The 24,182-nt window shown below is 73.5% G+C and carries 34 protein-coding genes; 31 read left to right on the forward strand and 3 right to left on the reverse strand.

Going from position 1 to position 24,182, the window contains the following annotated elements:
• The first annotated feature begins 4 nt into the window (after positions 1-4).
• The 30 genes from ACFU74_RS08120 (at position 5) to ACFU74_RS08265 (ending at position 21,337) form a co-directional block, all read left to right on the forward strand.
• Positions 5-181, forward strand: coding sequence for a hypothetical protein (locus ACFU74_RS08120; RefSeq protein WP_380753557.1), 177 nt, complete (start codon positions 5-7; stop codon positions 179-181).
• Positions 178-1,143, forward strand: coding sequence for a hypothetical protein (locus tag ACFU74_RS08125; protein ID WP_380753559.1), 966 nt, complete (start codon positions 178-180; stop codon positions 1,141-1,143). The genes ACFU74_RS08120 and ACFU74_RS08125 overlap by 4 nt, the downstream gene beginning before the upstream one ends.
• Entirely contained in the window at positions 1,140-1,631 is a 492-nt protein-coding gene (locus ACFU74_RS08130) for a hypothetical protein (protein WP_380753562.1), read from the forward strand. Before ACFU74_RS08125 ends, ACFU74_RS08130 begins: the two co-directional genes overlap by 4 nt.
• Before the next feature lie 59 nt (positions 1,632-1,690).
• Positions 1,691-2,350 carry a hypothetical protein gene (locus ACFU74_RS08135; protein ID WP_380753564.1) on the forward strand — a complete coding sequence of 220 codons (660 nt, stop codon included), beginning with the start codon at positions 1,691-1,693 and terminating at the stop codon, positions 2,348-2,350.
• Between the two features lie 62 nt (positions 2,351-2,412).
• Positions 2,413-3,015 carry a hypothetical protein gene (locus ACFU74_RS08140; RefSeq protein WP_380753567.1) on the forward strand — a complete coding sequence of 201 codons (603 nt, stop codon included), beginning with the start codon at positions 2,413-2,415 and terminating at the stop codon, positions 3,013-3,015.
• Positions 3,012-3,305 carry a hypothetical protein gene (locus ACFU74_RS08145; RefSeq protein WP_380753570.1) on the forward strand — a complete coding sequence of 98 codons (294 nt, stop codon included), beginning with the start codon at positions 3,012-3,014 and terminating at the stop codon, positions 3,303-3,305. The genes ACFU74_RS08140 and ACFU74_RS08145 overlap by 4 nt, the downstream gene beginning before the upstream one ends.
• Positions 3,302-3,520, forward strand: coding sequence for a hypothetical protein (locus ACFU74_RS08150; protein WP_380753573.1), 219 nt, complete (start codon positions 3,302-3,304; stop codon positions 3,518-3,520). The genes ACFU74_RS08145 and ACFU74_RS08150 overlap by 4 nt, the downstream gene beginning before the upstream one ends.
• A gap of 131 nt (positions 3,521-3,651) precedes the next feature.
• The gene (locus ACFU74_RS08155; protein ID WP_380753576.1) at positions 3,652-4,167 is read left to right on the forward strand and encodes a hypothetical protein; all 516 of its coding nucleotides are present in this window, start codon (positions 3,652-3,654) and stop codon (positions 4,165-4,167) included.
• 2 nt (positions 4,168-4,169) lie between these two features.
• Entirely contained in the window at positions 4,170-4,475 is a 306-nt protein-coding gene (locus ACFU74_RS08160) for an HNH endonuclease (protein ID WP_380753579.1), read from the forward strand.
• Positions 4,472-4,690 carry a hypothetical protein gene (locus ACFU74_RS08165; RefSeq protein WP_380753582.1) on the forward strand — a complete coding sequence of 73 codons (219 nt, stop codon included), beginning with the start codon at positions 4,472-4,474 and terminating at the stop codon, positions 4,688-4,690. The genes ACFU74_RS08160 and ACFU74_RS08165 overlap by 4 nt, the downstream gene beginning before the upstream one ends.
• Before the next feature lie 89 nt (positions 4,691-4,779).
• Positions 4,780-5,037 (forward strand): hypothetical protein, encoded by a 258-nt coding sequence (locus tag ACFU74_RS08170; RefSeq protein WP_380753585.1) that lies wholly within the window; start codon positions 4,780-4,782, stop codon positions 5,035-5,037.
• Positions 4,997-6,541: a terminase gene (locus tag ACFU74_RS08175; RefSeq protein ID WP_380753588.1), complete on the forward strand. Its 1,545-nt coding sequence runs from the start codon at positions 4,997-4,999 to the stop codon at positions 6,539-6,541. Before ACFU74_RS08170 ends, ACFU74_RS08175 begins: the two co-directional genes overlap by 41 nt.
• Complete coding sequence (locus ACFU74_RS08180; protein WP_380753591.1) at positions 6,538-6,759, forward strand: hypothetical protein; 222 nt, start codon at positions 6,538-6,540, stop codon at positions 6,757-6,759. Before ACFU74_RS08175 ends, ACFU74_RS08180 begins: the two co-directional genes overlap by 4 nt.
• Complete coding sequence (locus ACFU74_RS08185; protein WP_380753594.1) at positions 6,756-7,943, forward strand: phage portal protein; 1,188 nt, start codon at positions 6,756-6,758, stop codon at positions 7,941-7,943. Before ACFU74_RS08180 ends, ACFU74_RS08185 begins: the two co-directional genes overlap by 4 nt.
• Positions 7,944-7,945: 2 nt before the next feature.
• Positions 7,946-8,632: an HK97 family phage prohead protease gene (locus ACFU74_RS08190; RefSeq protein ID WP_380753596.1), complete on the forward strand. Its 687-nt coding sequence runs from the start codon at positions 7,946-7,948 to the stop codon at positions 8,630-8,632.
• A 124-nt stretch (positions 8,633-8,756) separates the two neighbouring features.
• Entirely contained in the window at positions 8,757-10,250 is a 1,494-nt protein-coding gene (locus ACFU74_RS08195) for a phage major capsid protein (RefSeq protein WP_380753599.1), read from the forward strand.
• A gap of 62 nt (positions 10,251-10,312) precedes the next feature.
• Complete coding sequence (locus ACFU74_RS08200) at positions 10,313-10,582, forward strand: hypothetical protein (protein ID WP_380753602.1); 270 nt, start codon at positions 10,313-10,315, stop codon at positions 10,580-10,582.
• A gap of 1 nt (position 10,583) precedes the next feature.
• Positions 10,584-11,147, forward strand: coding sequence for a hypothetical protein (locus tag ACFU74_RS08205; RefSeq protein WP_380753604.1), 564 nt, complete (start codon positions 10,584-10,586; stop codon positions 11,145-11,147).
• Positions 11,147-11,743 (forward strand): phage gp6-like head-tail connector protein, encoded by a 597-nt coding sequence (locus ACFU74_RS08210; RefSeq protein WP_380753607.1) that lies wholly within the window; start codon positions 11,147-11,149, stop codon positions 11,741-11,743. The genes ACFU74_RS08205 and ACFU74_RS08210 overlap by 1 nt, the downstream gene beginning before the upstream one ends.
• Positions 11,744-11,760: 17 nt before the next feature.
• Positions 11,761-12,210: a hypothetical protein gene (locus tag ACFU74_RS08215; RefSeq protein ID WP_380753609.1), complete on the forward strand. Its 450-nt coding sequence runs from the start codon at positions 11,761-11,763 to the stop codon at positions 12,208-12,210.
• Positions 12,210-12,941 (forward strand): hypothetical protein, encoded by a 732-nt coding sequence (locus tag ACFU74_RS08220; protein ID WP_380753612.1) that lies wholly within the window; start codon positions 12,210-12,212, stop codon positions 12,939-12,941. The genes ACFU74_RS08215 and ACFU74_RS08220 overlap by 1 nt, the downstream gene beginning before the upstream one ends.
• Before the next feature lie 13 nt (positions 12,942-12,954).
• Positions 12,955-13,365, forward strand: a complete 411-nt coding sequence (locus ACFU74_RS08225) for a phage tail tube protein (RefSeq protein WP_380753614.1) — start codon at positions 12,955-12,957, stop codon at positions 13,363-13,365.
• Entirely contained in the window at positions 13,365-13,865 is a 501-nt protein-coding gene (locus ACFU74_RS08230; protein WP_380753617.1) for a hypothetical protein, read from the forward strand. The genes ACFU74_RS08225 and ACFU74_RS08230 overlap by 1 nt, the downstream gene beginning before the upstream one ends.
• A gap of 11 nt (positions 13,866-13,876) precedes the next feature.
• Complete coding sequence (locus ACFU74_RS08235; protein WP_380753619.1) at positions 13,877-14,281, forward strand: hypothetical protein; 405 nt, start codon at positions 13,877-13,879, stop codon at positions 14,279-14,281.
• Between the two features lie 164 nt (positions 14,282-14,445).
• Positions 14,446-16,359 carry a phage tail tape measure protein gene (locus ACFU74_RS08240; RefSeq protein WP_380753622.1) on the forward strand — a complete coding sequence of 638 codons (1,914 nt, stop codon included), beginning with the start codon at positions 14,446-14,448 and terminating at the stop codon, positions 16,357-16,359.
• Positions 16,360-16,376: 17 nt separating this feature from the next.
• A complete protein-coding gene (locus tag ACFU74_RS08245; RefSeq protein ID WP_380753624.1) occupies positions 16,377-19,103 on the forward strand; it encodes a hypothetical protein in 2,727 nt (908 codons plus the stop codon).
• 7 nt (positions 19,104-19,110) lie between these two features.
• A complete protein-coding gene (locus ACFU74_RS08250) occupies positions 19,111-19,635 on the forward strand; it encodes a hypothetical protein (RefSeq protein ID WP_380753627.1) in 525 nt (174 codons plus the stop codon).
• A gap of 71 nt (positions 19,636-19,706) precedes the next feature.
• A complete protein-coding gene (locus ACFU74_RS08255; RefSeq protein ID WP_380753630.1) occupies positions 19,707-20,795 on the forward strand; it encodes a peptidoglycan-binding protein in 1,089 nt (362 codons plus the stop codon).
• A 12-nt stretch (positions 20,796-20,807) separates the two neighbouring features.
• Positions 20,808-21,038, forward strand: coding sequence for a hypothetical protein (locus ACFU74_RS08260; protein WP_380753633.1), 231 nt, complete (start codon positions 20,808-20,810; stop codon positions 21,036-21,038).
• Positions 21,035-21,337, forward strand: coding sequence for a hypothetical protein (locus ACFU74_RS08265; protein WP_380753636.1), 303 nt, complete (start codon positions 21,035-21,037; stop codon positions 21,335-21,337). The genes ACFU74_RS08260 and ACFU74_RS08265 overlap by 4 nt, the downstream gene beginning before the upstream one ends.
• Positions 21,338-21,399: 62 nt before the next feature.
• Here ACFU74_RS08265 and ACFU74_RS08270 read toward each other — a convergent pair whose 3' ends face one another.
• The 3 genes from ACFU74_RS08270 to ACFU74_RS08280 all read right to left on the reverse strand — a co-directional run bounded on the left by ACFU74_RS08270 (position 21,400) and on the right by ACFU74_RS08280 (position 23,414).
• Positions 21,400-21,576, reverse strand: a complete 177-nt coding sequence (locus ACFU74_RS08270) for a hypothetical protein (RefSeq protein WP_380753639.1) — start codon at positions 21,574-21,576, stop codon at positions 21,400-21,402.
• 415 nt (positions 21,577-21,991) lie between these two features.
• Positions 21,992-22,552, reverse strand: coding sequence for a class IV adenylate cyclase (gene cyaB, locus ACFU74_RS08275; protein ID WP_380753642.1), 561 nt, complete (start codon positions 22,550-22,552; stop codon positions 21,992-21,994).
• A gap of 13 nt (positions 22,553-22,565) precedes the next feature.
• A complete protein-coding gene (locus ACFU74_RS08280; protein ID WP_380753645.1) occupies positions 22,566-23,414 on the reverse strand; it encodes a helix-turn-helix domain-containing protein in 849 nt (282 codons plus the stop codon).
• Positions 23,415-23,549: 135 nt separating this feature from the next.
• Between ACFU74_RS08280 and ACFU74_RS08285 the strand changes: the two genes are divergently transcribed.
• Entirely contained in the window at positions 23,550-24,044 is a 495-nt protein-coding gene (locus ACFU74_RS08285) for a hypothetical protein (RefSeq protein WP_380753648.1), read from the forward strand.
• Positions 24,045-24,182 lie beyond the last annotated feature (138 nt).

A 24,182-nucleotide genomic window follows, 5' to 3' on the forward strand; every position in this document is an offset into this window, starting at 1 on the left:
CACCGTGCCCGACACCACGATCCGCGAGCACACCCCGACCACCATCCCGGGCCGCCCGGACCCCTGGGGCCCGCCCGTCTGCCACTGCGGCGACTGGTGGCCGTGCGCCCCGCTCGCCCAGGCCGCCAAGATCACCCCGATCGGCGGCGGCTGGACCATCACGCCCAGGAGCAGCTCGTGACCGTCCCCGCGTGGATCGTCCTCGCCGTCTGCGCCCCGGCCGCCCTGGTCGGCATCGTCGTCCTGCGCCGCCGGGCCCGCCGCGCCCGCACCGCACACATCCCCCGCCCCCGCCCCACCCAGGCCGCCTGGAACGCGGACGCGCGGATCATGCTGCGCCGTCTCGATACCCACCCGCTCGCCCCAGAGCCGCCCATCAGCCGCACCACACGCCGAGCACCCACCACTGGAGGAACCATGCAGCACCAGCCCTGCCCGCACTGCCCCGACGGGCACCGGCCCCCCGCCTCGGGCACCTGGCACGCCCACGTCGACCCGGACCGGGACGGCGACGGCCAGCCGATCCGGATCACCGTCGCACGGCCCGCCGGCGCCCACGTCGCCGACAGCGACGCCGAGTGGATCAGCCGCCGACTCAACTCCCACGTCACCGCCACCGACGACCCGCGCTCGCCCGCTCTCGCCGCGTTCATCGCCTACGGCCTGGAGACCGGCGGCCTCACCCACGACGGACAGCCCATCCCGGACTGGGACGGGCTCGGTCCCCGCATCCAGCGCGCCTGGGCCGCCGCCGCCCAGGCCGCCCTCGACACCGCCCCCGACGCCCGCACCGGCGACCAGGCCGAGGCCGCCCGGCCACGCGTCAAGCCGGCACTTCCCGCCCGGGCGTTCGGCCCGTGGCCCCGCATCCCCGTCGACACCGGCGAGGGCACGGACGCCGCCCGCCTCCTCCGCCTCGCCCACTCCGCCGCCACCGACTGGGCCATCAGCGACACCGGCGTCTACAAGGACCCGACGCTCACCATGGCGGCCATCGTCGACCACGTCCTCCGGGAGGGCCTGCTGCACCTGCTGGAACTCGGCCTGATCGACATCGACACCGACCGGATGCGCGCCGCCAAGGGGATCCCGCTGCGCCGCAGCGACCTCCTGCCCGCCAACCCCGACGAGCTGTGGCCGTGACCCGCGAGCACACGCCCCGACCGGGCGTCACCTGGATCATCACCGTCGATCGGGTCGAGACCGTCGTCTCCGACACCCTCCCCGATGCGGAGCTGCCCCGCCCGAACCGCGCCGCCCGCCGAGCCCGAGCCCGAGCCCGCGGACTGGAGGCCGAGAACGCGCGGCTCCGCGCCGAGCCGCACATCACCCGCACCGGGCACCGAGCCCCCTCCCAAGGAGCCGCCACCGTGGCGACCACCACCCACACCTGCGTCAGCGCCAAGTGCGACAACTGCACGATCAGCGTGACCAACAGCGACGAGATGCTGCTGCACTTCGACACCGCCGCCGAGGCCGTCAGCGAGGCCAAGGCCATGGGCTGGCAGCAGACCGACGAGGGCCGGCTGCTGTGCGAGAACTGCGCGGACCCGCTGCCGAAGTGCCCGACCTGCGGCCCCGACTGCACGAACCGCACCCACGACCGGATCTACCGCACCTGCGGCTACTGATCCCGCCCGCCGCCCGGCCTTCCCGGCCGGGCGGCCCGCACCACCAGGAGGAGCCCACCGTGGCCTGCCAGCTCTGCCCCCGGGACACCGCCGGTCGACTCTGCACCCCGTGCGCCACCCGCCTCGGCCGGCACCTCGCCGACCTCCCGCCCCTCTACGCCGCCCTCGCCGCCTACCTGCGCCCCTCCGCCCAGGCGGCCGACCGCCTCGGCACGCGCCCCACCGCCCCGGCCGACGCCCCGCTGCCGGTCGACCTGGACGTCCTCGACCTCATCGGGCCGGGCGGCGCCGTCACCGTGTTGGAGACCTGGCGTCAGGCTCTGCACGAGGACCTGGAGCTGCACTGGCCGGACCCCTGGGGCCACCCGGACGGCCGCCTGCTGCGCGCCGCCCGCGGCCTCCACCAGCACATGGGCTACATCCGTCTGGACTGGCCCGCCGCCGGCGACTTCGCCCGCGAGGTCCGCCAGCTGCACGCTGCGGCCACCCGCCACGTCGCCCCCACCGACCGCCTCACCGACCGCCCCACCGTCGTCGGGCACCACCCCGACCCGCGCCCCGGCGACAGCGCCCCGTGCGGCGGCCGCCTCGAACTCCCGCACGGCGCCGCTCACGTGCGCTGCGCCCGGTGCGGCGCAGCGTGGGGCCCGCTCCAGTGGCTCCAGCTGCGCCGCGCGCTCGAACACGCCCGCGCCGAGGCCGGACAGCTCGCCGCCTGACCCCCGTCGACACCGCTCACCCCCACCGGGTGAGCGCCCTCACCCACAGGAGCAGCCCCACCGTGAGCACTCTCACCATCGGCGGTGTCTACACCGCCCGCATGACCGGCATCGCCGGCCCCTGGACCACCCACGGCCACGCCACTCTCTGGGACGTCGAGACCGCTCCCGACGGAACGCCCGTTCTCCTCCTGGAGATCACCGACGCCCCCACCCCCCACCACGTGGGAGGACCCGCCCACCACACCACCTACGCCGCCGGGCAGGTGACCCGGCTCCCCTCCGGCGGCCGCCGCCTGCTGCGCCCGCTCACCCCGGCCCCCGGCCCCACCTGCATAGCTCTCGGCTCGACCCTCCAGACCCGCCGCGACCCCGGCGACGCCGCCCACCACATCGAGATGGCCGGCAAGATCTTCGCGGACTGGGCGCCGGTCCCTGACGACGGCTCACCCCTGGACGTGAGCGCGCTCCCCCACCTCGCCCGCGCCGCCGCCCGCGCCGCCGCGCTGCGCCGCGTTGAGGGTGAGCGCGACGACCTGGTCCGCCGACTGCGCGCCGGCGGCGTCGCCCGGGACCTCGTCGCCCAGACCGACGGCCGTGACCCGTCCCGGATCACGCAGCTCTGCCGCCCGTCCGGTGCCGGCCGTGCCAAGGCGGACGCATGAGTCACCGACCGATCCTCAGCTTCATCGCCTCTGCGTGCCGCACGGGACTCCGGGCCGCCATTGACCGGGAACTCAAGCGGGCACAGCTCCGCTCCACGGCACGGGCGCTCGGCCTCGCACCCGAGCGGGCGGACGCCCTCCTCGTCCAGGCGCAGGGCCTGTGTGCCGGCAGCACCCCGACAGACGAGGACTTCGCCGCCGCCCGCTCGCTGATCATCACCGAGGCGATGGGGCCGGCGCCCACCCACCCCGATCCCCTTTCGCTCCTCGGCCGGTGGGACCCCGAGTGACGACCGGCCCCCGGGACCGGGTCCCGCTCCCCGGCCGGATCACCCGGGCCCAGCTGGAGGCGCTGGGCGTGCCCGCCTCAACCGTCCGGGGCTGGGTGCTCCACCGCCGCCTGGTCCGGATCGGGGGGTCCGCGCGGTACCCCGAGTACGACGCCGACCAGGCCCTCGCCCTCGTCGAGGCCTGGCAGCCCCGGCCCCGGCAGAAGTCCGCTTGACGCTCGCCGTGACGCGATGCAACGATCTTGGCACCACCCGTGTGTCCAAAACCGGGTGAACAGGACCACCACGAAGGGCCTCGCAGCGCTGCTGCGGGGCCCTTCGCCGTTCCCCGGCGGAGGTACAGCCCATGACCGACGACCAGCACCAACCCCCCGCTGCGCCCAGCGTCCCGGCCGGCGTGCCCGACACGGTGACCCGCGAGCAGGTCCGCGCCGCACTGCGCCTGCTGGGCCTGCCCGCCGATGCGATCTCCTCGGTCTACATCTCCACGGACGTCATCAGCCTGACCGTCCTGGTGCGCAGCGCGACCGGCAGAATCTGGGCCCGGGACAACGGCGAGCCGCTGACCGCCACGGCCTACGTGGACGTCGTCGACGACCCGCGCCCGCAGCGCCCGCCCGCCGGCGGCACGATCAGCCCCCGGGTGTTCGTCGACCCCGAGCACGGCACGGACGGCTGCGTCATCCCGCCGGCCGCCGCCAGCACCCGGACCGCCGACGGAATCAAGGTCCGTCTGTCCGTCAAGGACCCCGGGCGCGACGCGTTCAAGCGCCTGCTCCTCAACGAGATCGTCCCCGCCCGCGCGGCCCAGGCCGACGCCGACGACGACGCTGACGCCGACGACCTTCCCACCGAGGGGTAGCGGTGGCGGGGCGCAGCGAGCTGGGGCACCGGGCGTACCGGCGGATGCGGGCGCAGGTGTTGCGGGAGTCGGACGTGTGCATCCTGTGCGGGCACGGCGGCGCGGATACCGCGGACCACATCATCCCGGTGTCCAAGGGCGGCCCCCGGCTGGATCCGACGAACCTCGCCCCCATCCACGGGGTGGACGGCTGCCCGACGTGCGGGCGCAAGTGCAACAACGAGAAGGGCGACAAGCCGCTCGCGGCGGTCGCGATGCGGACCTCGGTCGACTGGTACGCCGGCCCGCCGCCGGAGGGAGCAGCATGACGACGGACCACCGGCCGGGCGTGCACCGCGAGGCGGTGCTGACCGGCAGCACCCCGGAGGGCTGGGCCCTGTTCGAGCCGGGCCCGAGCGCGCTGTGGTGCAGCTGCGGCGCCGAGCTGGGCGACCGCCTCACCTCGGAGCAGCTCGTTCCGACGTTCGATGCTCATCTCGTCGAGGTCGGTGCGAAGGCCGGCTCGTCCCTCTCCGATTTTTGAGCCGGGGCCGCCGGCTGGCCTCGCGCCCAGCTTTTCTTTTTCTCCCCCCGGCGTGATCCCAGGCCGGATGATCATGGAAGGGGGGCGTCATGGCGCGCTCCGCCGGACCCATCGAAGAGGCCGTGCGCGAGGACATCGAGGCGCTCGGCGACCTGCTCGGCGTCGAGGCCTCGCTCGCGGCCATGGCCATCCGGCTCGCGGTGGAGCTCGACGCCGGCGGCGGCGAGGACGGCCGGCAGGTGCCCGCCCTCAACCGGGAGCTGCGCTCGACGCTGAAGCAGTTGGTCGACGGGCGGGGGGTCGCGGATGACGATGACGACCTCGGAGACCTGGGTACCCCCGAGTGAGCTGGCCGAGCAGTGCATGGAGCTGTACGCGCTGCGCTGCCCGCCGTACTGGGGGCCGCCGCGGCGCCTGGACTGGCCGACCCTGGGCGGGAAAGCGGCGCGCGCCATGGAGGCGCTCGGCCACCCGCCGATGCCGTGGCAGCGCTACACCCTGGACGTCGGGCTGGAGATCAACCCGGCGACGGGCCGGTTCGCCTACCGCGAGGTCGGGCTGTCGGTGCCGCGTCAGCAGGGCAAGACCGACCAGATCCTGACCCTGATGCTCCACCGGATCATGGCGTGGCCGCGGCAGAACGTCGTCTACGCGGCGCAGACCAGGGGCATGGCGCGCATCCGGTGGGAGGACGAGTTCCTCACCGCGATGGAGGGCGCCCCGAAGCTGCGCGGAAAGTTCACGACGCGCAAGAGCAACGGCAACGAGGCGATCATCTGGACCCGCACGCGGTCCAAGCTGGGTATCACCGCCAACACCGAGAAGGCCGGCCACGGCCCGCCCCTGGACCTCGGGGTGATCGACGAGGCGTTCGCGCACGAGGACGACCGCCTGGAGCAGGCGTTCTCCCCGGCGATGCTGACCCGGCCGATGGCTCAGCTGTGGTGGGCGTCGGCCGGCGGCACCGAGCGCTCGACCTTCCTCAACAAGAAGCGCAGGTCCGGGCGTGAGCTGATCGAGCGGGCGTGGGCGTCGGGGGAGTGGCCGTCGGTCGCCTACTTCGAGTGGTTCGCCCCGGACCACCTGGACCGCACCGACCCGGCCACCTGGTACAGCTGCATGCCGGCGCTCGGGCACACGGTCACCGAGGACGTCGTCCGCGGCGAGCTGGAGCGCCTGGACGTGGCGGAGTTCGACCGCGCCTACCTCAACCGCACCCGCAAGCACACGCCGCCCGAGGACCCCAACGTCCCGAAGGCGCAGTGGCCCAAGGTCATGGACGAGGAGTCGCGGCCGGTGCGCGACGTCGCGTTCGCCGTGGACGTCTCGCCGCTGCGGGACTGGGCCTCGATCGCCTCGGCCTCGCGGCGCCCCGACGGCCGGATCCACCTGGAGGTCGTCGAGCGCCGCCCCGGGACCGACTGGGTGACGGCCGCGCTCGAACGGCTCGCCGAGCTGTGGCGGCCGGTCGTCGTCACCCTCGACGCGAAGGGCCCGGTCGGGTCCCTGGTCAACGACCTCGCCGACATCGGCATCAGCGTGTCCGAGGACCCGGAGCACCCCGAGCGCGGCGACCTGCTGATCCCGCGCACCGGCGACGTCGTGGCGGCGTGCGGCCAGCTCGCCGACGCGATCCGGCAGGGCACCGTCGTCCACGTCGACCAGGGCCCGCTCACCACCGCGGTGAACGGCGCCCGCACCCGCCCCCTGGGCGACGCCTGGGCGTGGCACCGCCGCAACGCCCAGACCGACATCACTCCGCTGGTCGCCGTGACGCTGGCGCGCTGGGCCCTGCTGGCCCGGCTCCCCGCGATCGACGACCCCTACGACCCGGTGGCGAACGTCTGGTGAAGAACCTCCTCCTCCAGCTGGCCGGCCCGGCCGGCCGCGCGGCCGCCTGGCTGCTCGACAACGCGCCCGGCCTGCTGGCCGTCCTGCTGATCTCCGCCGGCGCCTGGCTGATCTACCCGCCCGCCGGCCTCATCACCGCCGGCGCGCTGCTGCTCGCCGACCGCGTCGCCGACCGCTACCCGCCCCGCCGCGACCAGCCAGGAGGTGATGACCGGTGAGCCTGCTGTTCGGCCGCAGCGCCCGGCCCGGGCGCGAGCACCGCGCCGCCGCGTTCTCCGAGCGGCCGATCCCCGGCCCGGCCGAGACCGGCTCGACCAGCTACGCCGCCATCGACCTCTCCCGCGCCGAGGCCTCCCTTCAGCAGGTCGCCATCTGGGCGTGCATCGACCTCACGTGCTCGGCCATCGAGACGATGCCGATCGACTGCTTCCGCAACACCTCCGACGGCCCCAAGTCGATCACCACCCCCGGCTACCTGCTCGACCTCGGCGGCGAAGGACACGGCACGGGCGACTGGCTGTGGCAGGCCCTCTACTCGTGGATGACGCGCGGCAACCAGGTCGGCACCGTGCTGGCCCGCTCGCCGGCGGGCACGCCCACCCAGGTCGTCCTCCACCACCCCGACGACGTCCGGCCGCTGCGCCTGGACGACGGCACCTACGAGTGGTTGATCAACGGCCGCCGCGTCGACGCCTCCAGCGTCTGGCACAAGCGGGTGTTCCCCGTCCCGGGCCACCTCATGGGCCTGTCCCCGATCGGCATGCACGCCCTGACGATCGGCACCGGCCTGGCCGCCGCCCGGTTCGGCGCCGCCTGGTTCGAGGACGGCGGCCACCCCTCCGCCCTGCTCACCAACACCGAGACGGCCCTGGACCAGCAGCAGGCCGCCACCGTCAAGGCCCGGTTCCTCGCCGCGCTGCGCGGCACCCGCGAGCCCGTCGTCATGGGCAAGGGCTGGAAGTACGAGGCCATCTCGGTCCCCGCCAACGAGTCCCAGTTCCTGGAGACGATGGGCTACAGCTCGGCCGAGTGCTGCCGCATCTACGGGCCCGGCTACGCCGACGTCTTCGGCTACGAGACCGGCGGTTCCCTCACCTACTCCAACGTCGAACAACGCAGCTTGGACCTGCTGACCTACGCCATCAACCCGTGGCTGGTCCGCCTGGAGAGACTCCTGTCCTCCCTGCTGCCGCAGCCGCAGTACGTCCGCTTCAACCGCGACTCCCTGGTGCGCACCGACCTGCTGACCCGCTACCGGGCGCACGAGATCGCCCTGCGCAACCAGTGGGCCGTCGTCAACGAGGTCCGCGTCCTGGAGGACTCCGGGCCCGTCCCGTGGGGCGACCAGCCGAACGGCCCGACCACCGCGCCGCCGCCGGCGCCCGCACCCGAGGAGGGCTGACCATGCCCGACATCACCGACCGCGCCCGCCCCGCCGGCATCGAACGCCGCGCCTGGCGCGTCGACCTGGAAGTCCGCACCGCCCCCGACAGCGACGGCACCGGCCCGGTGACCGTCGAGGGCTACGCCTCCGTCGTCAACCAGCCATTCCAGATGTGGGACTGGGCCGGCGAGTACAACGAGGTCGTCCGCCGCGGCGCCTTCGGCAAGACCCTCGCCGAGACCCCCCAGGTGCAACTCCTCCTCAACCACGGCGGCCTGGCCATGGCCTACACCAAGGCCGGCACCCTGCGCCTGTCCGAGGACTCCACCGGCCTGCACATGGCCGCCACCGTCAACCCCGCGCGCGGCGACGTGCGCGACATGCTCGCCGCCCTGGAGGACGGCGACGTCGACGAGATGAGCTTCGCCTTCCGCGTGACGCGCCAGCAGTGGTCCCCGGACTGGGCGCAGCGCGACATCCTGGAAGTCGACCTCCACCGCGGCGACGTCAGCGTCGTGAACTTCGGCGCCAACCCCGCGACTTCAGTCTCCCTGCGCGGGCTGGACCTGCCCGCGCTCGACCGCCTCGCCGAGGACGACGCCCGCGCCCTCTACGAGCGGCTCGGCGCCCGCCTCGCCGCCCCGGCCCCGGCGGCCGGTGCACCGCTCGGGCTCTACCTCGCCCAGGCCGAGGCCCTCGCCCTGTAGACCACTGCCCCCAGCACGCGCCGGAGTCCACGCCGGAGCCCCGCCCGGGCCGCCACCTGGACCACCACCCGCGCCGGACGCAGCACCACCCCACCCCTTCACCGTGACCCGAGAGGACACCCCCATGCGTGACCACCTGCGCCGGCGCATCGAGGCCCTGCTGGAGCAGCGCGCCCAGCTGAAGACGGAGCTCGACGCCGTCCTCGCCGCGCCGAGCGCCGCCGACCGCAACCTGACCGCCGACGAGCAGCGCGCCTTCGCCGAGAAGCGCGAAGCCATCCGGGTCGTCGACACCGACCTCGACACCGCGCGCACCCAGCTCCAGGACCTCGACGAGGAGGAGCAGCGCGCCGCCGCGGCCGCCGAGCTCCGCGCCACCCTCGGCACCGGCCGCCCGACCGCCGGCGCCCGGATCGTCTCCGAGCCCGTCACCTACCACCGGACCGGGGCGCACTCCTACTTCCTCGACCTCGCGCGCGCCGAGCTCGGCCGCGGCGACGGCGACGGCGGCCACGCGGCCGCCCGCGACCGCCTCCAGCGGCACGCCGCCGAGCTGGACGTCGAGCTGCCCAAGCGCCAGGCCCGGCTCGACGCCGCCGCCGAGGGCGCCGTGCGCGGACTGGAAGGCGTCAACGAGCGGGCCGCCGAGTCCGCGTTCGAGCGGCGCGTCGCCCCCAACCGCACCGACGGGCAGGGCGGCTACTTCGTGCCGCCGCTGTGGATGGTCGACCAGTACATCGACCTGCCGCGGTTCGGGCGCACCATCGCCAACAGCGTGCGCAACATGCCGCTGCCGTCCGGCACCGACAGCATCAGCCTGCCGAAGATCGCCACCGGCACGGCCACCGGCGTGCAGACCGCCGACGGAGCCGCCGTCACGAGCCAGGACCTCACGGACACCAGCGTCACCGCGCCGGTGCGCACCGTCGCCGGTCAGCAGGACGTGGCCATGCAGCTGCTCGACCAGAGCCCCATCGCCTTCGACGAGGTGATGTTCGCCGACCTCATCGCGGACTACAACCAGAAGATCGACGTCCAGGTGATCGCCGGATCCGGCGCGGCCGGCCAGGCCCGGGGCATCCTCAACACCCCCGGCATCAACTCGGTCACCTACACCGACGCGACGCCGACGCTGCCGGAGATGTGGCCGGTCTTCGCCCAGGCCGCCTCGCAGGTCGCCAAGAACCGCAAGCTGCCGGCGCTGGCCACCTTCATGACCCCCTCGCTCTGGTACTGGATCGTCTCCCAGCTCGACACCGCCGGCCGCCCCCTGGTCCAGGTGGAGCCCGGCACCGGCTTCAACATCGCCGCCCTCCAGACCGGCGCCGTCGCCGAGGGCCCGGCCGGGCGGATCGTCTCCCTGCCCACGCTGCTCGACGGCAACATCCCCAGCAACCTCGGCGCGGGCACCAACGAGTCGCGGATCATCACCGCCCGCACCTCCGACCTCTACCTGTGGGAGGGCAGCATGCGCACCCGCGTCCTCCAGGAGGTCCTCTCCGGCACCCTCCAGGTCCGCTTCCAGGTCTGGAACTACTTCGCGTTCATGGCCGACCGGCGGCCGGAGTCCGTGTCGGTCATCTCCGGGACCGGCGTGATCCCGCAGGCCGGTTTCTGACCCACCCGGGCGGGCGCGCACCCGGCGCGCCCGCCCCCGCTCCCGAGGACTGGAGGACCCCCGTGTCGCACGACCTGCTGGCCGAACTGGCCGGCTACCGCAACGAGCTGGCGGGCGCGAAGGCCCGCGGCTCCGCCCGCGCCGACGACATCGCCGCCGAGGTGAAGCGCGTCACGGCCGCCGTCGCCGAGCGCGCCGCCGACCTGACGGCCGAGGCCAAGACCCACCAGGACGCCGGCCGCGACGTCGCCGCCGTCGCCGCGCTCTCCGAGGCCCGCCGCCTGCGCGAGGCCCTGCGCCCGGCGCCCGCCCGCAAGACCGGAGGGAAGTGACATGCCCCTCGTCTCCGGGAAGTACCCGGTCCGCAACCCCGAGAGCCTGCTCAACGCCGGCGCCCAGCCCCGCTCCAACCTCCCCCGCCACGCCGTCGTCTCGGACTTCGCGATCCTCACCTCACAGGTGATGCTGTCCACCGCCCTCTACCTCCAGGCCAGCGACACCGTCACCTCGCTGACGTTCAAGTCCGGCTCGACGGCGGCGGACACCCCCACCAACTGGTGGTACGCCCTCTACGACGACGCGGCCACCCCCGCGCTGATCGGCCAGTCCGCCGACCAGCTCACCGCCGCCTGGGCCGCCAACACCGCCAAGACCCTGCCCCTCCAGGCCCCGGCGCAGATCACCCGCACCGGCATCTACCACGCCGCGATCATGGTCAAGGCGACCGCGCCGCCCAGCCTCCTCGGCGCCGCCACCCTCCTCGGCGCCGTCGCCGGCTACGTCGCCGGCGACGTCCCGCTCACCCGCTCCAGCGGCGCCGCCCTCACCACCACCGCCCCCGCCACCATCGCCGCCCCCACCCCCGTGGCGTACGTCCCGCGCGTCGTGGCGCTCTGATGACCGACCCGGTCTACGTCCCCCTCGGCACCCTCAAGAGCGCCCTGAAGATCACCGACACCGACCGGGACGACCTGCTCACCCAGGCCCTCCAGGCCGCCAGCCGCGGCGTCGAGAAGATCGCCGGCCGCCGCTTCTGGCTCGACCCCGCCCCCGTCGCCCGCATCCTCAACCCGCGCGGGCGCACCCTCGACGACGCCGACGGCGGCCACCTGCTGACCGCCGACATCGGCACCCTGGACGGCCTGGTCGTCGAGACCGGCACCACCGGCGCCTGGAGCACCGCCCCCGACATCGAACCCGAGCCCACCGACGCCCTCGACGAAGGCCGGCCCGTCACCTCCCTGCTGCGCCTGGGCGCGCCCTGGCCCGCCGGGGCCCGGCAGCGGGTGCGGGTCACCGCCCGGTGGGGCTGGCCGGCCGTCCCGGACGAGGTCGCCCAGGCCACCCTCATCCAGGCCAACCGCCTGTTCCGGCGCAAGGACAGCCCCGACGGCGTGGCCGGGTCGGCCGAGTGGGGCGTGATGCGCCTGGGCCGGGTGGACCCCGACGTCGACGCCCTGATGAAGCCGTTCGTCCTGCCCGGCATGGCCTGACCCGAGAGGAGCCCCCGATGCAGATCGCCCCCATCCGCGCCGCCATCGCCGCGGCCGCCGCAACCGTCGTCCTACCGCCCGGCACCGGCGCACTCACCGCCACCGGCTACACCCCCGACAGCATCGCCGAGCCCCACTTCTTCACCGCCGAGGTGAACGTCGACTTCGACAAAACCATGGGCCGCGGGCTCGACGAGCTGGAGATCACCTGCCGCGTGCTGGTCGGCCGCGGCGACGACCGCGCCGCCCAGCAGCTACTCGACGCCCTGCTGTCCGGCGCCGGACCGGCCAGCCTCAAGCAGGCGATCGAGGCGGCCCGCGGCGCCCCCGGCGAGTACGCCCTCGGCGGCCTGGCCCACGACCTGCGGGTCGAACGCGTGCAGGGCTACCGCTGGTACGAGCACGCCGGCGTCCAGTACGTCGGCGCCGAGATGACCATCCGCGTCATCGGCGACGGGAGGACCTAATGAGCGCCCAAGTCCTGACCGACGTACGCCTGTTCACCGGCGGCGCCGACCTCACCAGCGCCTCCAACAAGGTGGAGCTGACCACCGAGGTCGAGGAGAAGGACCGCACCACCTACGGCAGCGGCGGGTGGAAACGGGTGCAGGGCGGCCTCGGCTCCAGCAAGGTCAGCGCCGAGGGTCTCTGGGAGGCCGGCGACCCGGGCCTCATCGATGACGCCGCCTGGGCGCAGCTCGGCGGCGTCGGCCCCTGGACCATCTGCCCCCACCTCGCCACCGTCGGCTCCCTCGCCTACCTCACCCAGGCCCTGCGCGCCGACTACACCCTCGGCGGGCAGGTCGGCGACCTCGCCCCCTGGAGCAGCAGCGGATCCGGCAGCGGCCTGACCGCGCGCGGGCAGATCGCCCACCCGCCCGGCACCGCCCGCTCCAGCAGCGGCGCCGGCACCGCCCTCCAGCTCGGCGCCGTCCCGGACGGCCGCGCCCTCTACGCCGCGCTGCACGTCCTCTCGGCGGCCGGAGCCGGGCCCTCGATCACCGTCCGCATCGAGTCCGACGACAGCGCCGCGTTCGCCGACCCCACCACCCGGGCGACGTTCACCGCCGCTACCGGCCTCGACGGCCAGGCCCTCGCCGTCCCGGGCCCGGTCACCGACACCTGGTGGCGCGTCGCCTGGACGGTGGCCGGCACCGGCCCTTCGTTCACCTTCGTCGCCGCCCTCGGCCTCGCCTGAAAGGAACCCCCACATGCCCACCATGGTCCTCACCGGCGAGTACCTCAACATCGCCGGCAACGTCCTCAACGAGTTCACCAAGAAGGCGGAGCTCGCCGTCGAGGTCGAGGAGAAGGACGTCACGCACTTCGCCTCCAACGGCTGGAAGTTGCTCATCGGCGGCCTCAAGTCCGGCACCCTCGGGTGCGAGTTCCTCCAGGACTTCGCCGCTACCAAACTCGACTCGATCATGTGGCCGCTGCTCGGCAGCGTGGTGACCTTCGAGGTCCGCCCCACCCAGGCCGCCGCCAGCGCCTCCAACCCCAGGTACACCGGCAACATCCTGATCAAGGAGTGGCAGCCGATCAGCGGGTCGGTCGGCGACGAGGCGACCGTCGGCGTCAGCTACCCCACCTCGGGCGAAGTCGTCCGGGCCACCGCCTGATGGCCGGCCGCAACCCCGTCGACGTCTCGGTGAGCCTGGAGGGGTTCGACGCCCTCTCGGCCGCCCTCAAGGCCGAGGAGGACGGCAAGGCCCTGCGCAAGGACCTCGCGAAGAACCTCCGCGAGGCCCTCAAGCCGGCCGCGCAGCAGGCCAAGACGGGCATCATGTCGATGTCCGCCAGCATGACGGAGTCCCCCGCGCTGCGCTCGGCCATCGCCCAGAAGATCAAGCCCGAGGTCAAGCTGGGCGGCCGCTGGTCCGGCGCCCGCGTCAAGGCCCGCAAGATCCGGGGGATCCGCGACTTCCCCAACGCGCCCAAGCGCACCCAGAGGCCGGGCGGCTGGCGCGTGCAGATCTTCGGCCGCGACGTCTGGCGCACCCAGCGCGGCAAACCGGATTGGTTCGACCGCGCGATGCAGGGCGACACCGCCCGCTACCGCCAGGCCATCCACGAAGCCATGGAAGCAACGGCCCGGCGGATCGCCGACCGGGCCCGATAGGAGACCCCACCATGTACCTCGTCTACAAGCCCGAGGGCAGCGACGAGCCCCAGCGCTTCAAGTACCAGCCGACCAAGCTCATGTCGGCCGAGCGCGAGCGCCTGGAGAAGCTCACCGGCCGCGACTTCAGCGACTTCACCAAGGCCGTCATCTCCGGCAACTCGCTGTGCCGCAGGGCCCTGCTGTTCGTCTTCCTCAAGCGCGAGCACCCGACGACGCGCTTCGACGACGTCGACTTCGCCTGGGACGAACTGACCCTGGAGCACAGCAAGGCCGAGCTGGAGGAGATCCGCGCCGAGGCCGCCGAGAACGTCCCGGCCGACCACCGGGCCGCAGTCCTCGCCAAGCTCGACGCCGAGATCGCCGAGGCCTACGAGGAGCCCGAGGGAAAAGCCCTGCCGCCGATCGCCGGCTGAGGCGACTCGGCGACGCCGCACACCTGCTCGGCGTCCGCCCCTGGGAGTGGCCCCTGCTCACCGTCGAGGAGGCGGAGCAGCTGCACGCCTGGATCGACGCCTACGAGAAGCACGTCGACGAGGCCAACCAGGCCGCGACTCGCAGAAGGTGAGGTGATCCCCTCGTGGCATCGGACACCTCACTCGTGTTCAACCTGGTCGCCAAGGACCAGGCGTCCGAGACGCTCGGGCGGATGAAGGAGAAGCTCAGCACGGCGGCGGCCGGCATCTCCGCGGGCGTCGCCGGGGCGCTCGGCGTCGGCGTCGCCAGCGCCCTCGACATGTCCGCCGCCAGCAGCAAACTCCAGGCGCAGCTCGGCGTCGGCACGGAGCGCGCCGCCGAGCTGTCGAAGGTGTCCGCGAACATCTACAAGCAGGCGTGGGGCGAGTCGGCGGCGGACGTCAACGAGGCCATCAAGGGCGTCGTGCAGCAGATCGGCGGCGACGCCGCGGGCGCCGGCCTGGAGAAGATCACCACCAAAGCGCTCGCGTTGTCCAAGACGTTCGATGTCGACGTCGCGGGGTCGACGGCGGCGGTCGGCCAGCTCATCAAGACCGGCCTGGCGAAGGACGCCGAGCAGGCCTTCGACATCATCACCGCCGGTTTCCAGGGCGGCGTGGACAAGTCGGGCGACTACATCGACACGCTCACCGAGTACTCGACGCAGTTCCGGCAGCTCGGTCTCGACGGGCAGACCGCTACGGGCCTGCTGGCGCAAGGCCTCAAGGCGGGCGCGCGCGATGCCGACACCGTCGCGGACTCGCTGAAGGAGTTCACGCTGATCGCCCAGTCCGGGTCCAAGGCGAGCGCGGAGGGGTTCAAGGCACTCGGCTTGAACGCCAAGGAGATGCAGCGGGCGTTCATTGAGGGCGGGCCGGGGGCCGCCACCGCGCTGGACCAGGTCTTCGACAAGCTCCGCGCCGTGAAGAACCCGGTCGAACAGTCGGGCATCGCGCTGGCCCTGTTCGGGACCAAGGCCGAGGACATGCAGAAAGCGTTGCTGGCCCTCGACCCGTCCTCGGCGACGTCCGCCATCGGCCAAGTCGCCGGTGCGGCGGACAACATGGCCCAGACGGTCGGGGACAATCCCGCGGCGGCGATCGAACGCTTCAAGCGCGAGGCCACCGTGAAGTTGGCGGAGGTCGGCGCCACGCTGATCGCCTTCGGACAGGAGCACTCGGCGTGGCTCCAGCCGATCGCCATCACGCTGGGCGTCATCGCCGGGGCGATCCTGCTGGTCCAGGGCGCCACGATGGCGTGGACCGCCGCCCAGGCAGTCTGGACCGGCGTCCAGGCCGTGAGCACCGCCGCCCAGTGGGCATGGAACGCGGCGATGTCTGCCAACCCCATCTCGCTGATCATCATCGCGGTCGTCGCCCTGGTCGCCGCCGTCGTGCTGCTGTGGCAGCGCTCCGAGACGTTCCGCGACATCGTGACCGGCGCCTGGCGCGTCGTCTGGTCCGGCATCAAGTGGGTGTGGGACTGGGTCTCCCAGAACTGGCCGCTGCTGCTCGGGATCCTGACCGGGCCGATCGGGTGGGCGGTGCTGGCGATCACCCGCAACTGGGACAGCATCAAGGCCGGCGCGTCGACCGTGCTGGACTTCCTGACCGGCCTACCCGGCAAGATCGCCTCCGGGTTCGCGACCCTCGGCGAGATCCTGACCGCCCCCTTCCGGTGGGGCTTCAACCAGATCGCGTCCCTGTGGAACAGGACGGCCGGCAAGCTGTCGTTCACGCTGCCGAGTTGGATTCCCGGCGTCGGCGGGCAGGGCTTCTCCCTGCCCAAGATCCCGATGCTCGCGGCCGGCGGGCACATCACCGGGGCCGGCACCGTGCTGGTCGGCGAGGCCGGGCCGGAGCTCCTCAGCCTGCCCGGCGGGGCGACCGTCACCCCGCTCGCCCGCGCCGCCGCCGGCGGGGGCGGCACCGTGCGGGTCGTCATCGACGTCACGGGCGCCGATACCCAGATGCGCCAGATGCTGCGCAACATGGTCCGCCTCGACGGCGGCGGCTCCGTCCAGAAGGCCTTCACGTAGAGAGAGGGGACCACCGCATGGCCTTCCCGGCCACACCGCTCGGCGTCCAGGTCGAACTCCAGGTCAGCGGCACCTGGACGGACGTCACGGGCGACGCGTACCTGCGCGACCCGATCACCATCGAGCGCGGCCGCCCCGACGAGGGCAGCCGCATCGACCCCGGCAAGTGCCCCATCACCCTGGACAACCGCAGCGGCACGTACTCGCCGCGCAACCCGATGAGCCCGTACTTCGGGCTCATCGGGCGTAACACGCCGGTGAGGGTGTCGGTCGCCGATCCGGCCCTGCCGACCTACCTCGACCTGCCGGGCCCGGGCAGCTACGCCTCCACCCCGGACACCGCGGTGCTCGACCTCACCGGCGACTTCGACGTCCGCATCGACCTGACCCTGCCCGCCACCCAGGCTGGCATCGTCGAGGTCGCCGCCAAGTACACCGTGACCGGGAACCAGCGGTCGTGGCAGCTCACCCTCCAGGACGACGTCCCCACGCTGCGCTGGTCGACCGACGGCACCGCGGTCATCGACCGCACCGCCACCCTGCCGCTGCCACTGCCCGCGTCCGGCCGCCTCGCCATCCGGGCCGCCCTCGACGCCGACACCGGCACCGGCGGCCACGCGGTCACCTTCTGGACCGCGCCGACAATCGCCGGCCCCTGGGCGCAGCTGGGCGACGTCGTCACCGCCACCGGCACGACCAGCGTCTACGCGTCCACCGCGCCGCTGACCCTCGGCGACAACCCCGGCCAGACCGTGGTCGCGCCGGTCGGCCGCGTCCACGCCTTCCAACTGCGCGGCGCCGGCGGCGCCCTGGTCGCCGCGCCGGACTTCACCGCGCTCGCGCCCGGCACCACCGCCTGGAGCGACACGGCCGGCCGGGCCTGGACCCTGGCCGGCGGCGCGACGATCCCGCCCCGGCGGAGCGTCAGGTTCACCGGCGAGGCGTCGGCCTGGTCCCCGCGCCGCGACGTCTCCGGCCAGGACCGGTGGGTGCCGATCGAGGCGGCCGGCATCAAGCGCAGGCTCGGGCAGGGCACCGACCCGCTCGCCTCCACCCTGCGCCGCTCCCTGACCGCAGCCGCGCCGGTGGCGTACTGGCCGATGGAGGACGCCCGCGGCGCCAGCCAGGCGTTCTCGCCGATCCCCGGCTGCCCGCCCCTGGTGGCCACCGGGCTGGAGTTCGCCGCCGGCGACGGGCCGACCGGGTCCCTGCCGCTGCCCCGGGTCAGCCACGGCGCCACCATCAGCGCCCCCGTCCCCGACAGCCCCGCCCTCGCCGCGGGCTGGCGCGTCGAGATGGTCTACAACCTGCCTGCCCTGCCGACCGCGGGGGTGTTCCCGCCGGTGCTGCGCATCGCCACGACCGGCAAAGCGGTGCAGTGGTTCGTGGCGATCGACGCCGCGTTCGTCACGGTGTTCGCGACGGACGGCGCCGGCGGGGTCGTCACCAACACCGGCACAGCGCCCGCCGGTCACGCCTCGGGCGGGTGGGCGCGGCTCCAGCTGGACGTGTGGGACGACGGCGCGGGCGGCACGGCCTGGGAGGTGCGGTTCTTCCTCATCGGGTCCGCCGCTCTCGGGTCTGTGTGGAACACCCACGCGGGCCCGCCCGGCGTCCCGACCGCGATCGACACGCTGTTCGACGAGGCGCTGGGCGACATGCAGCTCGGCCACCTCAGCGTCATGCCCACCAGCGCGGGCGACGCCTACGGGCACGCCGACAACGGGTTCGAGGGGAACCGGCCCGTCGAGCGGATCGCGCGGCTGTGCACGGAGGAGGCCGTGCCGTTCACCAGCATGGGCCTGGTGGACCCGCAGATCGCCCTCGGCCCGCAGCAGGCCGCGCCGCTGCTCGACCTCCTGGAGGAGGCCGGCGAGGTCGACGGCTCCTACCTCGTCGAGAGCAGGCAGACGGCAGGGCTGCACTACCGGCCCGCCTACCTCAGCTACAACCAGCAGCCGGCCCTGGTCCTGGACTACGCGGCCGGCGACGTCGCCCCGCCGCTGGAGCCGGTCGACGACGACCAGAGCACCCGCAACGACATCACCGTGACACGGCGCGGCGGCAGCTCGGCGCGGGCGGTCGCCGAGGACGGCCCGCTGTCCGTCCAGGCCCCGCCCGCCGGGATCGGCCGCTACGCGGACACCCCCGAACTCAACCTTTACCGCGACCACCAGCTGGCCGACGTCGCCGGGTGGCGCCTTCACCTCGGAACCTGGGACGCCGCCCGCTACCGGCGGGTGCGCGTCGACCTCGCCGCCTGCCCGCACCTCATCCCGGCGGCCGCCGCCGTCGAGGTCGGCGACATGATCCGCATCATCAACCTCCCTGCGGAGGACGGCCCCACGACGGTCGACCTCATCGCCCAGGGCTACACCGAGCAACTCGGCGCCTACGACTGGGCCCTGGAGTTCACCACCACCCCGGCCGGGCCCTGGTCGGTCGCGGTGACAGACGACCTGGTCCTCGCGAGCGCCGACACCGCCGGCAGCACCCTCGCCACCGGCGCCACGGCCACCGCCACCACCCTGTCCATCGCCACCACCGGCCCGCTCTGGTCGACCGACCCGGCCGACTACCCGCTCGACCTCGCGATCGCCGGGGAGCGGGTCACCGTCACCGCCATGGCCGGCACCACCAGCCCGCAGACCGCCACCGTCACCCGCAGCGTCAACGGCGTCTCGAAGCCCCTGCCGGCCGGGGCCGACGTCCGGCTGTGGCAACCCGCGATCCTCGCCCTGTAGGAGACCCATGACCACCTACCCCCCGTGGGCCGCCGGCCAGCGCATCACCGGCGAGGCCCTGCGCGCCGGCCTGCCCGACTGGATCGACAAGCCCATCGACGAACCCCGGACCAGCACCTCCACGCTCCAAGCCGACCTCCATCTGACCCTGCCCGTCGCAGCCGGCGCCCGGTACACCTTCACCGCACAGCTCTTCATCGGCGCAGCCGACAGCGCCGCCGACATCAAGGCCGGGTTCGCGTTCCCCGCCGGCAGCACCTGCCACTTCGGCGGCACCGGTGCACACACCGGTGCGCTCACCAGCGGCACGTCCGGCGTCGACGAGCACTTCGCCATCCGCGACGCCGTCAGCGCGTCCTCCGTGCTCGGATTCGGCGTCTCCTCCGGAGCCCCCACCTGGGCCCGACTGGAGGGCGTCCTGACCGCCGCCGCGGCCGGCTCGCTCACCCTCTGGTGGGCCCAGAACGTGCCCGCCGGGACGGCCACCAAACTGCTGGCCGGGTCGTGGCTGGAGCTGCGCCGCCGCGCCTGACCACCCCGTCCGACCATCCGCCCCCGGCGCCACCCGGCCCGGGGGCTCCCCTATGCCTGGAGGCACCCATCATGCAGTTCGTCAGCCGCGCCGAGTGGGGCGCCCGCCCGCCCCGCAACGGGCACCAGTCCGTGGCGGCCAACCGGGGCGTCAAGGTGCACTACCTCGGCGGCCCGTACAGCGCGGACGAGCACGGCACCTGCGCCGCCTACATGCGCAAGGTCCAGAACAGCCACATGGACGGCAACGGCTGGTCGGACTTCGCGTACAACCTCGCCGTCTGCGAGCACGGCTACGTCTTCGAGGGCCGCGGCCGCAACGCGCAGAACGCGGCCAACGGCAGGCCCGCGCTCAACCGCGACCACTTCGCCGTCCTCGCCTTCGTGGGCGACAGCGGCCACACCTCGCCGACCGCCGAGCAGGTCGCCGGCCTGCGGGACGCGATCGCCTACCTGCGCGCCAACGGCGCCGGCCGGGAGATCCGCGGCCACCGCGACGGCTACGCCACCGACTGCCCCGGCGCAGCGCTGTACGAGCTGGTGACCTCGGGCGCCCTGGAGCCCGACGCCGCACCGGTCCCGGGCCCGGCGCCCGGGCAGCCTGCCGAGCCGACGCCGGCCCGCTACCGCACGACCATCAACGGCCTGGAGTACGGCTACGGCGCGCACGGCGACCACGTCACCGCGGTGGGCGAGGCCCTCGTCCGGAACGGGTACGGCGGCCACTACCAGCAGGGTCCGGGCCCGGCCTGGACCGACGCCGACACCCTCAACTACCAGGCCTTCCAGCACAGCCTCGGGTACAGCGGGCCGGACGCCGACGGTGTGCCGGGCCTGGTCACCCTCCAACTGCTGCTCGGCCGCATCCCCGGCCAGCCCACCGTCTCCCTCGCCCACGTCGTCGAGGCGGCGCGCACCGACCCGGGCGCCGCCCAGGGCCACCAGACCCACGCCGCCGAGGCGCGGCTGGTGGAGCAGGCCCTGGCCGACGAGGGCCTCCTGGAGCAGCGCTGGGTGGACGGCTCCTTCGGCACTCGCACCGTGCAGGCCTACGCCGCGTTCCAGCGCTCCCTCGGCTACGCGGGCGCGGACGCGGACGGCGTCCCCGGCCGCCGCTCCCTGGAGCGCCTCGGTACCGGGCGCTTCACCGTCACCGACTGATCGGAGATCACCATGCTTCGCATTCCCCGTTTCGTCGTCGACCTGGCCGAGCGCACGGGTGCGACCGCAGGCGAGGCCGGCTTGTCGTACCTCATCGTCGAGCTGGGCAACCTGCCCTTGTGGTGGGTGCCACTGCTGACGCCGACGTTCGCGGCCGCGAAGGGCTGGCTTGCGCGCTTCGTGGGCCGGCCGGATACGGCGTCGCTGCTGTCGGCCCGCCGTGACCCGGCGAGCCGCCAGTGACTGGGCTGGCCGAGACCGGCGTCCTCCAGGTCGACGCGCTCGCGGCCTGGGCCACCGCTCTCGGCGCCCTTCTGGCCCTGGTCGCCGTACTCTGGCGCACTGTCCGCCGCCTGCACGCGGCTCTCGACGCCTGGAGCGAGGACTGGCAGGGTGCACCGGCCCGACCCGGTGTTCCCGCCCGGCCGGGCGTGATGGAACGGCTGGCGTCGATCGAGCACGAGTTGCGGCGTAACGGCGGCGGCAGCCTGCGGGACGCGGTCGACCGCGTCGAGGAGGCCGTCAAGGAGCTCCAGGGTTGAACCACTACGCCCCCCGCTCGGCCACGGCCGGGCGGGGGGCGTTTCGTCGTGCCCGGGCTCGGTCAGTACGACGGGCAGATGTGCGTCCGGACCGCGGCCAAGATCTTGGCGGACTTCTCCGGGCCGAACCCCTGCGGGTGACCCGGTGAGATGAAGCGCTTACCGGTGAGCTCCACCAGCTTGGGCTGGTCCGTGGGGTACTGGGCGACGGACGTGCACTGGTCCCGGCCTCTGGACACGGCCTTGTCCGGCTTGTCGTTGACGATCTCGGGGTCGATCGCGGTGAGGGCCGCGATGTACTTCGTCGTCGTGATGGTGTCGGGCTTCGGCGGCAGCCCACGGCCCGGTCGCCGCCGGCGCGGCCGCGGTCGTCCCGGCGGGCGCCGGCGCCTGGGTGGTCGCGGCGGCCTCGGGCGCAGCGGCGGCGGGCGGTGCCGAGTTGGGCTCCGCGGCGGCCGGGGTGGGCGCCTTCGCGTCGGTGGTCGTCGCCGAGCTGGAGCAGGCGGTCAGCCCGGCGGCGAGCAGGGCGGCTGCCGCGACGGCGACGGCGGTGGTACGGGTGCGCATGGTCCCCCCTGGGACGCGTGGGGTGTGGTGAGGGGACCCTACCGGCCTACGGGTAGCCCGGGTGCGCGGACGGTCGAAGTGGGAACGCTACGGTCGGGCCGCAGCTACTGCGTCGGTGTACTGCTCGGTCGTCAGGTCGTCGTCGGTAATGCCCAGCGAGGCGAGCACCGCTCGGACGGTGGCGAGCGCCTGGTCGAGGTCGTCCTCGTTGGCAGCCGTCTCCAGTTCGACGAAGGTGCCGTCGATCTCGGGCACGCGGACGAGGGTGGCGAGGAACTGCCGGCCGCCCTCGTGGAAGGTGTAGTTGCGGCACCGCTTCTCGAAGGCGATCCGAGGGGTGAACCCGAGCCCCCGGACGATCTCGTGTGCGGCCTCGGCATCCTCGACCCGGGTCTCGGCCTCGGGCTTGGAACCGGACGCCTCATCGACACGGGCACCCTTGTAGGTCAACACGGTGCGGGTGTCGTCGGGGCCGTGCACTGTACGGATCCGCAACTCCCGGTCGGTGTCCATGAGCGACCCGTCGGGCGCGTCGTAGTAGGTGTCGCGGTACACCTCGGCGCGGCCGGTACCGTAGCGCTCTTCCAGTGCGCGGAGCACGCCCTCCGGGTCGCGTACGAGTGCCTTGAGCTCGGCTTCGATCGCCATGTCCGTCCCTTCATCAAATGACCTGCTCAGCCTCGGCCACCATGGCCTCGTACTGCCGGCGCCAGCCCCGGTATAGCGGACCGTACGGGGTGGCCAGCACCTTATAGGTTGCCGACTGGTGGCCCTCCCAATCGCGGTCGAATGCGCTGACGTAGACGACGTTGTCGAGTCGGATCGTCCGCCACACCGGAAGCGTCCGGTACCGGTAGACCTCGACCTGGCCGACGGCGGCCAGGTCCCTGAGCTGGGCCTCGGCGAGTAGCACGCCGCTCGCGAGGGACTCCGGGGATTCTCCGATCTCGCGCGCCCGCTGTCTCAGCGCGGACGACTCGGGGTGGAGCAGAAGAACGCGTAGTCGCGGTCGGGTGTTGGCGCCGCGGTCCAGCTGCGGACGTAGCAGGGAGTCGCGCAGTGCGAGGAGGCCGAGGCCTCGGACGGCAAGTACGTCGATCTCCAGGGCCGAGCGGGTCGATCGCTGGATCTCGGCGGCGGCCGCTGCCTGGTCGGAGTACACGCGGACGATCTCCGGGAACGCTGCGAGGTCGAACGCGCTACCCGGGGAACGGGTCTCCCGGCGTGGTGCGAGACCGAGTAGTTGGCGGGCGGGGGACGGCATGTTGAGGCCGTCCGCGATCCGCTCGAAGACGTCAAGGCGGCTGACGGCCCTGCGCCCGTTGATGATCTCGTTCACGCGGCCCTGGGTCATGCCGACCTGGGCGCCGATGCGCGCCTGGCTGGCGCCCCCGTGGTGTTGCACGTAGCGGAACACCGCTCCGATGTTCCGCTCCTGGAGGGCCGTCTCGATCTGGCTGTTCTGCCATGCGGAGTCCGGCAGCTTGATCGGGTCGAACGCGGTACCCATGGCAACCCTGTCCTCACGAATCCATCTCACCGTGAGATTACCGTCCGGGTATGGGCCTGGACTCCCAGTTACCCGAATCTCGTAGAGAACGCTGCGCTGCCGGTCACCGGTGCGCCACGGCATCGAGGAGGGCGAGTGGGCTGGACCGCAGATGAAGACTGGACTGTCAGCGTCGAGGGGTACCTCGACCCGAAGGCGCTGGCGCCGGCGGCGGCTCTGACCGCCGTCTGGCAGGCCGTCCGGGAACTGGACGTCGGGGACCAGCAGTACGCCGCCCTGCGCTGGCTCTTCGGCACCGGGGCCACCGAACAGGTCGAGGCCGCGTTGGACGGCGGCCAGCTGGACTTCCCGGTCGTCCTCCCGGACAGCCGGATCATGATCCGTGTCCGCCGGGGCGACGGCCGGACGGCCAGGCAGCAGCATGCCGAGCGGTACCGGGTGGTGCAGGAGCCCCGGCAGGGACGGAACCCGGGACTCTGGACGGTGGAGGACACCACGACGGGTGAGCCGGTCGGCGAGGACGGCCACGTCCTGCGGTGGGGCATCGCGGCGAGCGCGCAGTCCTGGATCAGCAGACAGCTGGCCCGCGGCGACTACCAGGGGAAGGCCGGCCATGCCGCAGCCTCCTGACCCTGCTGCCCCAGCAGCCGGAGTGTTGCTCAGGCCGAAGGGCCGGTGCGCGACGTGCCAGCGCCTCGCCGAGCAGCACGCCGCCGCCGAGCGTGCCCGCGACGGCAGCGCCTCGACGGACGCGTGCGTCCTCATGCG

The sequence above is a fragment of the Kitasatospora sp. NPDC057500 genome (assembly GCF_042802195.1).
In the GTDB taxonomy this organism is placed as follows: Bacteria; Actinomycetota; Actinomycetes; order Streptomycetales; family Streptomycetaceae; genus Kitasatospora.

Excerpts from the sequence above, each read along its gene's own strand:
- ACFU74_RS08220 (WP_380753612.1), top strand. The coding sequence starts at position 12,210 with ATGAGCGCCCAAGTCCTGACCGACGTACGCCTGTTCACCGGCGGCGCC.
- ACFU74_RS08225 (WP_380753614.1), top strand. The coding sequence starts at position 12,955 with ATGCCCACCATGGTCCTCACCGGCGAGTACCTCAACATCGCCGGCAAC.
- ACFU74_RS08280 (WP_380753645.1), bottom strand. The coding sequence starts at position 23,414 with ATGGGTACCGCGTTCGACCCGATCAAGCTGCCGGACTCCGCATGGCAG.
- ACFU74_RS08155 (WP_380753576.1), top strand. The coding sequence starts at position 3,652 with ATGACCGACGACCAGCACCAACCCCCCGCTGCGCCCAGCGTCCCGGCC.
- ACFU74_RS08230 (WP_380753617.1), top strand. The coding sequence starts at position 13,365 with ATGGCCGGCCGCAACCCCGTCGACGTCTCGGTGAGCCTGGAGGGGTTC.
- ACFU74_RS08170 (WP_380753585.1), top strand. The coding sequence starts at position 4,780 with ATGGCGCGCTCCGCCGGACCCATCGAAGAGGCCGTGCGCGAGGACATC.
- ACFU74_RS08255 (WP_380753630.1), top strand. The coding sequence starts at position 19,707 with ATGCAGTTCGTCAGCCGCGCCGAGTGGGGCGCCCGCCCGCCCCGCAAC.
- ACFU74_RS08235 (WP_380753619.1), top strand. The coding sequence starts at position 13,877 with ATGTACCTCGTCTACAAGCCCGAGGGCAGCGACGAGCCCCAGCGCTTC.
- ACFU74_RS08145 (WP_380753570.1), top strand. The coding sequence starts at position 3,012 with ATGAGTCACCGACCGATCCTCAGCTTCATCGCCTCTGCGTGCCGCACG.
- ACFU74_RS08165 (WP_380753582.1), top strand. The coding sequence starts at position 4,472 with ATGACGACGGACCACCGGCCGGGCGTGCACCGCGAGGCGGTGCTGACC.
- ACFU74_RS08245 (WP_380753624.1), top strand. The coding sequence starts at position 16,377 with ATGGCCTTCCCGGCCACACCGCTCGGCGTCCAGGTCGAACTCCAGGTC.
- ACFU74_RS08250 (WP_380753627.1), top strand. The coding sequence starts at position 19,111 with ATGACCACCTACCCCCCGTGGGCCGCCGGCCAGCGCATCACCGGCGAG.
- ACFU74_RS08210 (WP_380753607.1), top strand. The coding sequence starts at position 11,147 with ATGACCGACCCGGTCTACGTCCCCCTCGGCACCCTCAAGAGCGCCCTG.
- cyaB (WP_380753642.1), bottom strand. The coding sequence starts at position 22,552 with ATGGCGATCGAAGCCGAGCTCAAGGCACTCGTACGCGACCCGGAGGGC.
- ACFU74_RS08195 (WP_380753599.1), top strand. The coding sequence starts at position 8,757 with ATGCGTGACCACCTGCGCCGGCGCATCGAGGCCCTGCTGGAGCAGCGC.
- ACFU74_RS08215 (WP_380753609.1), top strand. The coding sequence starts at position 11,761 with ATGCAGATCGCCCCCATCCGCGCCGCCATCGCCGCGGCCGCCGCAACC.
- ACFU74_RS08190 (WP_380753596.1), top strand. The coding sequence starts at position 7,946 with ATGCCCGACATCACCGACCGCGCCCGCCCCGCCGGCATCGAACGCCGC.
- ACFU74_RS08205 (WP_380753604.1), top strand. The coding sequence starts at position 10,584 with ATGCCCCTCGTCTCCGGGAAGTACCCGGTCCGCAACCCCGAGAGCCTG.
- ACFU74_RS08175 (WP_380753588.1), top strand. The coding sequence starts at position 4,997 with ATGACGATGACGACCTCGGAGACCTGGGTACCCCCGAGTGAGCTGGCC.
- ACFU74_RS08260 (WP_380753633.1), top strand. The coding sequence starts at position 20,808 with ATGCTTCGCATTCCCCGTTTCGTCGTCGACCTGGCCGAGCGCACGGGT.